This window comes from Bradyrhizobium sp., from assembly GCF_035935975.1.
GTDB lineage: Bacteria > Pseudomonadota > Alphaproteobacteria > Rhizobiales > Xanthobacteraceae > Bradyrhizobium.
The window spans coordinates 170,649-182,634 of the sequence record NZ_DASYWN010000046.1; the positions used below are offsets into that span (position 1 = coordinate 170,649).

8 protein-coding genes are annotated in these 11,986 nt (G+C 64.3%); 2 read left to right on the forward strand and 6 right to left on the reverse strand.

Annotation, left to right across the window (positions count from 1 at the left end; translation table 11 throughout):
- Window positions 1-178: 178 nt before the first annotated feature.
- Window positions 179-1,123: a penicillin-insensitive murein endopeptidase gene (gene mepA, locus VGR99_RS28925; protein ID WP_326903362.1), complete on the reverse strand. Its 945-nt coding sequence runs from the start codon at window positions 1,121-1,123 to the stop codon at window positions 179-181.
- Between the two features lie 585 nt (window positions 1,124-1,708).
- Here mepA and VGR99_RS28930 point away from each other — a divergent pair.
- Window positions 1,709-3,895: an EAL domain-containing protein gene (locus VGR99_RS28930; RefSeq protein WP_326903363.1), complete on the forward strand. Its 2,187-nt coding sequence runs from the start codon at window positions 1,709-1,711 to the stop codon at window positions 3,893-3,895.
- A 183-nt stretch (window positions 3,896-4,078) separates the two neighbouring features.
- Here the strand turns inward: VGR99_RS28930 and VGR99_RS28935 are convergent, their stop codons facing one another.
- The 3 genes from VGR99_RS28935 to VGR99_RS28945 all read right to left on the reverse strand — a co-directional run bounded on the left by VGR99_RS28935 (window position 4,079) and on the right by VGR99_RS28945 (window position 8,139).
- Window positions 4,079-4,561, reverse strand: coding sequence for a hypothetical protein (locus VGR99_RS28935; protein ID WP_326903364.1), 483 nt, complete (start codon window positions 4,559-4,561; stop codon window positions 4,079-4,081).
- Window positions 4,562-4,679: 118 nt separating this feature from the next.
- A complete protein-coding gene (locus VGR99_RS28940) occupies window positions 4,680-6,644 on the reverse strand; it encodes a methyl-accepting chemotaxis protein (protein ID WP_326903365.1) in 1,965 nt (654 codons plus the stop codon).
- A 340-nt stretch (window positions 6,645-6,984) separates the two neighbouring features.
- The gene (locus VGR99_RS28945) at window positions 6,985-8,139 is read right to left on the reverse strand and encodes an acyl-CoA dehydrogenase family protein (RefSeq protein WP_326903366.1); all 1,155 of its coding nucleotides are present in this window, start codon (window positions 8,137-8,139) and stop codon (window positions 6,985-6,987) included.
- 192 nt (window positions 8,140-8,331) lie between these two features.
- On the opposite strand from VGR99_RS28945, the gene VGR99_RS28950 reads away from it, so the two are divergent.
- Window positions 8,332-9,627, forward strand: a complete 1,296-nt coding sequence (locus tag VGR99_RS28950) for an acyltransferase (RefSeq protein WP_326903367.1) — start codon at window positions 8,332-8,334, stop codon at window positions 9,625-9,627.
- A gap of 212 nt (window positions 9,628-9,839) precedes the next feature.
- Here the strand turns inward: VGR99_RS28950 and VGR99_RS28955 are convergent, their stop codons facing one another.
- Together VGR99_RS28955 and VGR99_RS28960 are read right to left on the reverse strand one after the other, a co-directional pair.
- Window positions 9,840-11,228 carry a hypothetical protein gene (locus VGR99_RS28955; protein WP_326903368.1) on the reverse strand — a complete coding sequence of 463 codons (1,389 nt, stop codon included), beginning with the start codon at window positions 11,226-11,228 and terminating at the stop codon, window positions 9,840-9,842.
- A 227-nt stretch (window positions 11,229-11,455) separates the two neighbouring features.
- Window positions 11,456-11,911 carry a GNAT family N-acetyltransferase gene (locus VGR99_RS28960; RefSeq protein ID WP_326903369.1) on the reverse strand — a complete coding sequence of 152 codons (456 nt, stop codon included), beginning with the start codon at window positions 11,909-11,911 and terminating at the stop codon, window positions 11,456-11,458.
- Window positions 11,912-11,986: the final 75 nt, after the last annotated feature.

Consider the following 11,986-nt stretch of genomic DNA (forward strand, 5'->3'; position numbering starts at 1 on the left):
CACGCGAGGACGCGCGGCTTGCGGTCAGGTTTGTTGAAGGACGGGATGCGCATCCCGGGATGCCGCGGGCTTACGGCCGAGCGGCGCGCCGATCCTAGCGCACCAGGGGAGGCGCACCAACTCTCGAGTTCGTCATCCCGGGCTCGCTGCGCGCCCCGGGACGACATCGGTCGGCACGCTACGGCTTCGCGTCGCCGGCGTGCAGCACCACTTTGCAGGCCGCAGGCATCTGCGCCAGCGTCATCGGCGGTTTGGGCTTCGGCGGCTCCGGCGGCGGTTGCGGATGCAGCACGGCGTCGCTGAACCAATAAGCGAGATCGGACGGCTTGCAGCCCTCGTCCTCGGATTGCGACGGCTGGCCCTCGCATTCGCCGGCGCCGGCCGGGCAGCGCATGCGGATGTGGAAGTGATAATCGTGGCCCCACCACGGCCTGATCTTCGACAGCCAGGAGCGGTCGCCCTTGGCCTCGCGGCACAGCGCCTTCTTGATCGCGGCATTGACGAAGATGCGCTGCACCCCCGGCTCCTGCGCGGCGTCGCGCAGCACCAGCACGTGGGAAGGCGTGAACACCTTCGGATCGATGTCGAGCCGGTCCGGCCGCACCATCATCACCGCCGAAATCTCTTCGCGCTCCTCGCGCGAGAGCCTGCGGTCCGGCATCGGCGTCAGCCAGATGTCGGCGTCCAAGCCGATCTGATGGCTGGCATGCCCGGAGAGAGCGGGCCCGCCGCGCGGCTGGGCGATGTCGCCGACCAGGATGCCCGGCCATCCCGCGTCCTTGTGCGCCCTGGCCGCAAGGCGCTTGATCAGCGCGATCATGTCGGGGTGGCCGAAATTGCGGTTACGCGACAGCCGCATCACCTGCCAATTGTCGCCGTTCAGCGGCATCTGCATCGCGCCGCCGATGCAGCCCTTGCTGTAGGAGCCGATGACACGCGCCGGCCCCGTCGAGGGCAGCAGCTTGCGCGCGAACAGCTCCTTGGCGCCGAGATGCGGATCGTTGGGATTGGCGAGCGGCGGCAGCGGCTTCGGGGTCACGCTGCCCTTGTCCTGGGCCAGCGCGCCGCCGGCGGCCAGGAACGTCATGACGAGCAGGAGGGGGGCGAGGCGGCGGCGACTCATGCTGGCATCCTTATAGCCCAACGCCACGTCAGGGGTAAGAATGAGGCTTGTCAGGAGAGCGCCATCTCACGCCGTCTTTACAGCCGTAAGCCCGTGGCAAAGGGCATTTTCATGACGACATTTTTTCTTTGGTGCGGCTCGCGCGGCGGCCCTGTCCGCGCTGGCCCAGCGCGAGGGCGCGCGCAACACGACGATCCGCATGTCCAACCAAGCTCCGTCGAAAGTCGTAGATTTTTGCGTGGACGGCCGCCGATTTTAACGGCGCGATAACCCTATCCTGCATTGACCAATATTCGTGCGCGGAGCGAGATTCTCCTGTTCCTGCATGCAATCGGACGCGCGCCGTGGAATTGATTCATGGCCAGCGCGCGTTTTTGCGGCTTCACGCTCTCCGATTGCGAAGCAGGAACAGGACGAACGCGCATTCACGTACTATGTGCGCCTCCCAAACAGGCAAACCGGTCCGGTGCCTGGCCGTCGCGCGCCGTGCCCCCAGGGAACGGGATCAGCGAAGATTACTTTTCTTTCAGATACTTGTCGCAAAACTTGCGCCACTGGGCGCGGCTAGGACATGTGAAGTTGAGTTTGGGGTACCGAAAACAAGCAAAGCGAAAGCGTAAAGGGCTGGCCGGCGAGGGGCCGCGCAAGCCGCGCTTTGCGCGCGCGCCGCACCGCGTCGAGCGCGACCAGCTCGTGCAGAGCCGCGCCGAAGCCGAAGCGGCCATCATTGAAGCGCGCAAATCGCATGAGCGGCTGCGCCAGGCCGTCGATTTGCTCCCGCAGGGCATCGTGATCCTCGATCCCGAGGGCCGCTACGTCCTCTGGAACAAGCAATATTCCGAGATCTACAGCAAGACCGCCGATCTGTTCGCCGAAGGCGCGCGCCTCGAAGACACGCTGCGCGTCGGCGTGGCCCGCGGCGACTATCCCGAGGCCGCCGGCCATGAGGACGAGTGGATCGCCGAGCGGCTGAAGAAGCTCTACGAGCCCGGCAAGCGCCACGAGCAGACGCTGTCGGACGGCCGCGTCATCCTGATCGAGGAACGCCGCACCGATGACGGCGGCGTCGTGGGCTTGCGCGTCGACATCACCGAATTGAAGCAGCGCGAGGCCTCGTTCCGCCTGCTGTTCGACGGCAATCCCGTCCCCATGATCGTCTGCGCGCTGGACGACGAGCGCATCCTCGGCGTCAACGACGCCGCGATCGCGCATTACGGCTATAGCCGCGCCGAGTTCGAGAAGCTGAAGATCCGCTCCTTGCAGGCCTTCGACAGCGAGCCGCCCTGGACCACCGATCGCTCCAGCGAGGAGCAGGCCGCGCGCACCTGGAAGCACGTCAAGGCCGACGGCGCGCTGATCGACCTTGCGATCTATTCGCGCGAGCTGACCTATGCCGAGCGGCCCGCGGTGCTGCTGGCGCTGATGGACATCACCGAGCGCAAGCGCGCCGAGGCGCGGCTTGCCTTCATGGCCCAGCACGACGGGCTCACCGGCCTGCCGAACCGCAACCTTCTGCGCCAGCAGGTCGACGAGATGCTGCTGCACACCCGCCGCAGCGCCGAGAAGGTCGCGCTGCTGATGCTGGGGCTCGACAATTTCAAGGCGGTCAACGACACGCTGGGCCACGCCGTCGGCGACAAGCTGCTGCGCGGCGTCGCCAAGCGGCTGCGCTCGACGCTTCGCGAAGAGGACGCGCTGGCGCGGCTCAACTCCGACGAGTTCGCGATCGTGCAGAGCGGCCTGGCGCGTCCCGAGGACGCGGTGGGCCTGGCAAAACGCCTGCTCGAAGCCATTTCCGATCCCTATCTGCTCGACGGCCATTCCGTGGTGATCGGCGCCTCCATCGGCATCGCGATGGCGCCGGGCGACGGCGATGATTCCGAAAAGCTGCTCAAGAGCGCCGACATGGCGCTGTCGCGCGCCAAGCAGGATGCGCGCGGCACCTTCGCCTTCTTCGAGGCCGCGCTGGATGCGAAGGCGCAGAGCCGCCGCAAAATCGAGGTCGAGCTGCGCGATGCGATCCAGAACGACGTGCTGCGCCCCTATTACCAGCCGCTGATCGACCTCCAGAGCGGCCGCATCACCGGCTTCGAGGCGCTGGTGCGCTGGCCGCATGCCGAGCGCGGCATGGTCTCGCCGGCCGAGTTCATTCCGGTCGCGGAGGACACCGGCCTGATCAATCCGCTCGGCGGCTTGATGCTGCGCCGGGCGTGCCTGGATGCCGCGACCTGGCCCGACGACGTCCGCGTCGCCGTCAATCTGTCGCCGCTCCAGTTCCGCAGCGGCAATCTGCTCTCGATGGTGACGGACGCGCTGAAATATTCCGGCCTGCCGCCGCGCCGGCTCGAGCTCGAGATCACCGAGACGCTGCTGCTGGAGAAGAGCGCGCAGGTGCTGGCGACGTTGCATGCGCTGCGCGCGCTCGGCGTGCGCATCTCGATGGACGATTTCGGCACCGGCTATTCCAGCCTCAGCTATCTGCGCAGCTTCCCGTTCGACAAGATCAAGATCGACCAGTCCTTCGTGCGCGATCTCGGCGCCAACCGCGAGGCGCAGGCGATCATCCGCTCCATCGTCAGCCTCGGCAAAGGCCTCGGCGTCACCATCACCGCCGAAGGCGTCGAGACCGAGGCCGAGCTGAGCTGCCTCCGCGCCGAAGGCTGCGACGAGGGCCAGGGCTTTCTGTTCAGCAAGGCGCGCCCGAACGCCGAGATCATCAGCCTCCTGGCCGCCCAGCGCGGCATTGATGGTGATACGGCGCTGGTGGCCTGAGTGACCCTTACCTCGCCCCGCTTGCGGGGAGAGGTCGGAATTCAAGCGCAGCTTGAATTCCGGGTGAGGGGGTACAGGTCCATCGACGATCTCACGTGTGGAGAGAACAGCGCACCTTCGGCGCGCCATCGACGGTGACATCGTGACATCGCGCTGGTGGCTTAGCCCTCGGCAGATTGGCTTCTAGTAGCCGGAGTAGGGGCCGGACGGCATGCAGGAGTCGTCGATTAAGCGGAAGCCGCCGTCATATTCGTAAGCGGGCGGATAGCTGTAGGCGGGATAGCCGCCACCATAATAACCGCCACCATAATAACCGCGAGAACCCCCGTAATAGGCGCTTGCGATCCCGGCGCCGACGACGGCACCCGCGACGCCGTAACCGAGGCCCCGGTAGCCGTAACCGCGATAGCCATAGCCACGATAACCGTAGCCGCGATAGGCCAGGCCGCCACGATAGCCATAGCCACCACGATAGCCCCATCCGCCGCCGCGGTAACCGTAGCCGCCGCGGTAGCCGTAGCCCCAGCGCACTTCGGTGGTCACAGGATCGACCATCGATTTGATCGTCGCCACAGATGTCGGCATCGGGCCGGCCTGGGCACCCGTGGCGAGCAGGGCGCCGGCTGCAGCGAGAACGGCAATACGCAGAGAGTTCGAAAACCTCATAACCATCTCCGTGCTGTGCGGCGGCGCTTGGGCGCGGCCATCGACAGCCTATTCGGAGGCAGGCTCGCTGCGCCAGACTTGATTTAGGTCAAACAGGTCGCGGCTGGTCGCGCGGCGCTTACGCCGCCCGCAGCCTCGCCAGGAACGTATCCACGCTCTTCATCAGCGCCGACGCGTGCTGCCCGAGCTCGCCGGATGCCACCATCACGTTACCGGCCAGCGCGCGCGATTGGTCGGCGGCCTGGCTTGCGCCGGCGACGTTGGCGGAGACGTCGGTGGTGCCGGCGGAGGCCTGCTGTACGCTGCGGGCGATCTCGCGCGTCGCCGAGCCCTGCTGCTCGACTGCGGCGGCGATGGTGGTGGCGATGCCGCTGATCTCGCGGATGGTGTCGCTGATTCCGGATATCGCGGTGACGCAATTGCCGGTCGCGGCCTGGATCGCCGAGACCTGGCTCGCGATCTCGTCGGTCGCCTTCGCGGTCTGGCTGGCCAGCTCCTTCACCTCCGATGCGACGACGGCAAAGCCGCGGCCGGCCTCGCCCGCGCGCGCCGCCTCGATGGTGGCGTTGAGCGCCAGCAGGTTGGTCTGGCTCGCGATCTCGCTGATCAGCCGCAGCACGTCGCCGATACGCTCGGCGGCGCCGGCAAGGCTGGTGACCATCTCGGTCGCTTCGGTGGCCTTGGTCACCGCGCCGCTCGCGACCTGGCTGGAATGGGTGACCTGACGGCCGATCTCGCTGACCGACGAGGCCAGTTCCTCGGTCGCGGCCGCAACCGCGTTGACGCTGGTCGAGGCCTCCTCGGACGCCGTCGCAGCGGCGGATGCGCGCTGCGAGGTGCCGTTGACGCTGGAGGTGATCTCGCCGGCGACGCTCTGCATGCCCTCGGTCGCCTTGGCGACCGCGCCCACCACGCCCTTGACGTCGGCCTCGAAGCGATCGGCCATCTGGCGCTGCAGCGCCTGTTTCTCGATCTCCGCCTTGGCCTTGTCGGCCTCCTGCGCCTCGCGCAGCGTGCCGGTCTCCAGCATGCTCTGGCGGAACATCTCGACCGCCTTGGCCATGGTGCCGAGCTCGTCCGGCCGCTCGCTGCCGGGAATGGTGACGCCGGTGTCGCCGCTCGACAGCCGGTTCATGACAGCGGTGATCGCGGTGAGCGGCCGCGACAGGCCGCGTCCGAGCAGGAACGCCAGCAGGACGGCGGCGGCGAGGATCGCGACCGTGCCGAGGATCAGGTTGCGTTCCGCGGCTGAGAAGGCGGCCTCGTATTCCGTCGTGTCCTTGATGATCTCGAGCACGCCGACCGGCTGCCCCGCATAGTTCTTGATCGGCCCGGCATAGACCGCGACCGGATGGCCGTCGAGCTCGGCCTCGCGCAGCAGCGGCGCGCCGTCGATCGCGGCTTTCAGCTCGTCGGGCTTGGCGACCGCGTTCTCGCCGAAGGTGGAGGACAGCTTGTTCAAATTCTTGCCGTCCACCGAATAGACCGCGAGGTCGATGCCGAACCGCTTCTTGGCGCGGTCGACGAATTCCTTGCCGAAGGCGGCGCCGACGTCGACATTGGCGAGGTTCTTGCCGTCGCGCACGATTGGGGTCATGCCGAAGATGCCGAGCGCTTCGCGGCCGGGCTCGACGCCGACGATCTGGCGGCCGGTCTTGAGCGCCTCGACCACGGTGGCGCGGCGCGCGGAGACGTCGTCGCCGAAGGTTTTTGGCGTGTGGACGCGGAAGAACGAGGTCGCCGGCGGAAGCTGGAAGGTGATCAGCGGGATGCCCTGCGCCTTCAGCGCCTTGTTGGCGTCGCCGAGCAGCGTGAGGAGACTGTCGCGGTCGCCCTTGGCGATGGCGTCGCCCACCGGCGGCAGCGCCGCGATGACGGTGGAGACCGCCAGCGCCGAACGGCCCTCGTAGTCGATTGCCGCGATCACGCTGTCATATTGCAGCTTGAGCTGCTGATCGAGTGCGAGCCGTGTCAGTGCCCGCTGCTGGGTGATCGAGAAGCCGGAGAGGATGGCGCAGGCGATCGCAACGGTGAGCGCGATGGCGAGAATCAGGCGAGCGGCAATCGACTTGATCTTGAACATCGAAAATTCCCAGGCATTTCCAAATTTTGCTTTTGCGGAAAGGTCCCAGAAATTGCTTAACAACAAGCGCGGCATGGCCCCCGTGATTCAACGGAAACGCTACGGTCCTTTTGCATGACTCAATGCAGTGGACGCATGGAGGACAGGCCACCTCGGCTGCGCTTCGAAAGCGTATGTGGGCCTTCATGGTTCGAGATGCCCGCGATGCGGGCTCCTCACCATGAGGGTCTGGCATCTCGCCGCAAAACAAGACCTCATCCTGAGGAGCCCGCATCGCGGGCGTCTCGAAGGATGCGCCACAAGGGAATGCGAGACAAAGCGCCGCAGTGCTGACCGGTGACTATCGATTTTCGGCAAGGATCATCTTGCCGACGTCCTCGTAATGCGTGTCGCGCGCCTGGATCTGCTGCGCGATGGCGTGCATGTCACGGAACCGTCGCTCGAACGGATTGCTGCGGAACACCGCGGTCGCGCCGGCCATGTGATAGGCGGCGTCGACCACTTTTGCCGACTGGTGAATGGTCCAGGTCGCGGCGAGCCGCACGGCGCTGCGATGCGCGGCGCTGAATTCGCCTGTTACGCAGAGGTCGCGCCACATCGCATTCGCGGTCGCATAGAGATAGGCGCGCGCGGCGCGAAGGTCGCCCTCGGTGCGGCCGATCAGGCCCTGGACCGCCTGGTTGTCGCGCATCGCGCTGGCCGCAAGCGATTGGTGCTTTGCCCGCGACAACGCGATGGCGGCATCCAGCGTTGCGCGCGCGACGCCGAGCGAGACCGCGGCAAAGCCGAGGCTGAAGGTCGAGCCGGTGCCGATCTGGTAGAGCGGCCCCTTCTCAACCAGCGCAGCCGGTACGTCGCGAAACGCCGTGAAGCGCTCAGGGATGAAGAGATCGCTCGCCTCGTACGAATCCGTGCCGGTGCCGGCGAGCCCGATCGCCTGCCAGACGTCGTGCATCACGGCGCTGCCGACCGGAAACAGGATGGTGCGCACCTCCGTCGAGCCGTCGGCATTTTTGCGCGGCATGCCGTCGCTGGCGACGATGCGCACATGCGCGCCGAGCCAGCTCGCCTGCCGCGAGCCCGAGGCAAAATCCCAGCGCGCCGTGACGCGATAGCCGCCCTCGACCGCGCGTGCCTCATGCGCGATCGCGCCCCAGGCGAGGATGCCGGGCGCCTGGTTGAAGATCTCATGCGCGGTGTCGTGATCGAGCCAGGCCGCGATCATGGCGCAGACGCTGCACTGGCCGAGGCACCAGGCGGTGGACGCATCCGCCTTCGCGATCTCCTCCAGCATCTGCATGAAACTGTCGATTGGGGCTTCGGCACCGCCGAGGCTTTGCGGCAGCAAAGCGCGGTAGAGCCCGTTCTCGATCAGCGCGGCGACGACATCAGGCGTCAGCCGCCGCGTCCGCTCGATCTCGTCGGCCTCGCCCGCAATCAGCGGCGCGATCGCCTGTGCCCGCTCGACCAGACCAACCCCGGGAGTTGCGTTCATGCGCGTTTCCTCGCCCATTCTGCCGTGAGCGGTAAGATGCGCGATGGTGGTCTATTTGGCGGGGAGGATCAAGGTCATGCCTCCGCGCAAATGGCTCTTGTTGATGTTGGCAGTGGAGGTGAGAGCAGGTTGACGGCGCGACGGGCCTCGCCATGCCGCTGTCATCGTAACTTCGCAAAGGCGCTGCAAAGAATGGCGCGCGCGATCCATCCCAAACAACCTGGCGCTGTCCCGAAAGATGACGTGGCTTTGCTGCGGCCGCGACCGAGTTCATTAAGCTCGCGGGACGACAACAAGAAAATTCAGAGGACTTCCGTGAGCATCGGCCAACGACTAGACGAGGTTCAAGGGTTCGGACCTGGCTTTGACTTCCTGCGGATATTTCTCGCCGTCAGCGTTGTGCTTATTCATGCTCCGCTGATTACCGGAACGTGGTCCCCGCTCGATCCGGTCTGGCTGTTTCAGTTTTCGATCCTGCCGATGTTCTTTGCTCTCAGCGGCTTCCTGATCGGAGGAAGTGCACAACGGCTCGCTTTCAGCTCGTTCATCCTGAACCGCGGATTCCGGATCATGCCGGCTCTGGTCGTGGAAATCGTTCTCTCGGCACTGGTTCTTGGTCCTCTCGTGACGAGCCTTGATTTCACGTCCTATTTCACTGACCCACGATTCTTCAAGTACTTCCTCAGCATCGTCGGTCTCATTCAATACGAGCTGCCGGGCGTCTTCGAGAACGCTCACTATACGAGGTTTCTCAACGGGCATGAGGCGGGGATTGTCAACGGGTCGCTGTGGACTGTCCCTCACGAGATGTTCTGCTATCTCATCATGTCAGCCATCATCCTGCTGGGACTGCTCAAGAGGCCTCTGCTGGTGCTGGCATTGACGGTTCTCGTGGTGTCCGGCGGCATCGTGCTTCAACTGACGGCACCGCATCCGGGTCCGATTCTGGACTCGCTCACCTACATTTTTGCCCAGCGTGGTTCCGCGCGCCTTATCCCGGCGTTTCTGGCTGGATTGCTCTTCTATCAATTCCGGTATGCGATCCCATTCAGGTGGTCGCTCGTCGCGGGCTGCTTTGCCTGCCTTGCCGCGATCCAGCTCATTGGGACGCAAGACTGGATTGCATCGGTACTCGTCCAGGCCATAACCACACCGATGCTGGCCTACATCACGGTTTTCCTGGGTTTGACGCCGCTTCCAAGACTTGGGATTCTCGGCACGGGCGACTACTCCTACGGAATCTATCTCTATTCCTGCCCGATCCAGCAAACCGTGAACTGGCTCCTGCCGGACATTCGCAGCAACGCCTTTAATTTCATCACCAGCCTGGTCCTGACGGCGCTGTTCGCGGCCTTCTCCTGGCACTTCATCGAGAAGCCCGCACTCAAGCTGCGGAAGAGCTTTTCTTTGCGAAGGCCCGCGAGCGAGGACGAGGCGCTCGCCGCTGAACCGACACCGCTAACGGTGCCCTCCCGGGAAAGCGCTTAGGCAGAGAATGCGAGACGAAATTTTTCGACAGAACGGTTCGCTGTTGCCGGAGAAGAGGTTTAGCGTCGTAGGGCGACACCTAAAGCGCGATGAGATCAGGATAGATCGTCATCGCGCTTTAGGTTGTTGTTTGAGCATGATTCGGAAAACCGCTGCGCACTTTTCCGGATCATGCTTTAGACGCTTCTCGGACACAGCTGCGCGCCTGAATGTCAAGTCCCGTTGGCGAAATTCAGTGTCACGACCTTTGTGCTGTCGAGGGGAGAAACACCACGGATAGGCGCGGCAAGAATTTCTCCGTATCCCTGAAAGATCCCTGTGACGGTTGCCGGATCATGGGACCCGTTCACGACGAAGAGATCCAGCGCGACATGGGGTGAGGCGAATGACGGGGAAACGGACAGCCGCGCCTGCGTGATCAGGTTGTTTTGGTTCATCACGACGCCCTGCCGGTGCGTCAGTATGGGGTTCGGATAGGGGAAGTTTCCACCCAGCGTCGACGTACAGTCGAACTTCCAGGCATTGGAAGCCAAGCCACCCGTACCGCCACTAAAGTCGGTTGCGTCCAACTGCATCGTGCCTGCGATCGCCCAATTCGAGCAGTTTGGATTGCCGTTGGCTTCTCCCGTCATCACTCGAAACCAGGCGTTGCCGCCGCCTGCGAGCTTGAGCGAGAAAGGCTTGAGCCTGCGAAATCCTGAGCCGTAAATCGGCGACACTATACCCATCGGAGCAGCATTGCCGCTGGACGCAAGCGCAGCGGCAAAAGAGGGACCGCTTTCCACCATCCAATAGTACAGGGAAAACGAGGTCCGACCGAGTTGCCAGCCTACATAATTGATGTCGGCTTGCTGGATCCCGACATCACCACTGGCCGCGGCAGCAAACGCATGGGTGTGGGACTGGCCGTCCGGTCCAAAAATGGTGGCCGTTCGACCGACAAAATCGTACTCGATCGAACAATTCATCGGCGTGCCATCGGTGGGCCACGGTGTTTCCCACGTGCCGAAACCAAACACGCCGGCGTTCAGGCCATTAGTTCCGGTCGCGGTTTGCTGCAGCGTGTAGCCATCGGCCGCCACCTGTGCATGAAAGAACTTGCCCTCCGTCTGTGTAAACTGGGTATCTGCGGAGGCAAACATCACAGAGTTCGCATTGGCTCGGTCGCCCGATCCGCCCGGGACAGGCAGAAAGGAAACGACCTCCGACTGTCGATAAAACGTGCCAGGCTGGACTGGCAGATAGTTGTAACAGTTGTCCTGGGCCGTCATGCTGGCCCCGACGATCTTCAACGTCGATACGCCGGGTCCAGTGCAAAACCAAGTTTGTCCGGTCGCGCTGATCCGGCCCTGCACCGGCGTCTCGTCCGGAGCGTCGAAATTGTCGTAAATCGTTGGAGCTCGTGATGCGAGATTGCCGCGGGCGCGCGCGAGGATAGATGCGGGTCCGATGTTCATCCAGACGGCCGCACCGACGATCGCGCTCGAGCATTGCCAGATGGTGCCGGAAGCGACGTTGGTCCATATCGAACCGACCGCATAACCTTGAGATGAGTCATTTGTTACGGCCGGGTCGCTGTTGGCCGAATAATTGTTCTTCACGACTCAATCCTCTCATTGGCCCGGGAATCAATGCGCTGGGCACAGCCGCCTTCGCGGTAGTGGCAGTTCGAATTATCCGCGACAGTTGCATAGAGATGATCCACGACATCGCAATGACGTCGCGCCGGACTGTGCGCTATCGCGATCGTCCTGCTTCGTGGCTTGTAGCCGCCTTGCATGGATCAAGAGGCGCGCCCCGCAATCACAGGGGACTCCCGCGATACGCACTATTGAGCGAGCATCCGCTCCATGATGATCGTGCGCTCGTCGCCATGATAGCTGTCGCGCACGGCCTTGAAGCCGAGCCTTGCGTAGAACGACTCGGCGGTGACGGACGACGGCACGGTCAACGCCGCAATGCTCCGTCCCCGCGCGGTGCGCTCGATCTCGGCCATCAGCAGCCTGCCGATTCCGCGACCCTGAACATCCGGTGCTACGAAAACGGTGCGGACGACGCTTCCGTCGAGGCTCGCCGTGCCAACGACCCGCTCGCCAACGGTCGCGACGAAGACGGCGCGTTTCCCGATCAGCTCCCGCACGGCGTCCGGGCTAAAACTGCGCTCGACCCGCGCGATGATCTCGTCGGTATAGTCCTTCGCATTGGTCTCGCGCAGCGCACGCCAAACGACGCCGCTGATGTCAGCCGCGTCGTCCTCGCGCGCGGGCCGGATCGTGCAGTCCATCGATCACTCCACCGGAGCCTTCGCGTCGGCGTCCGTGCCACAGGCTCGGCAATCGGCTTGCCGCGCAATCGCACT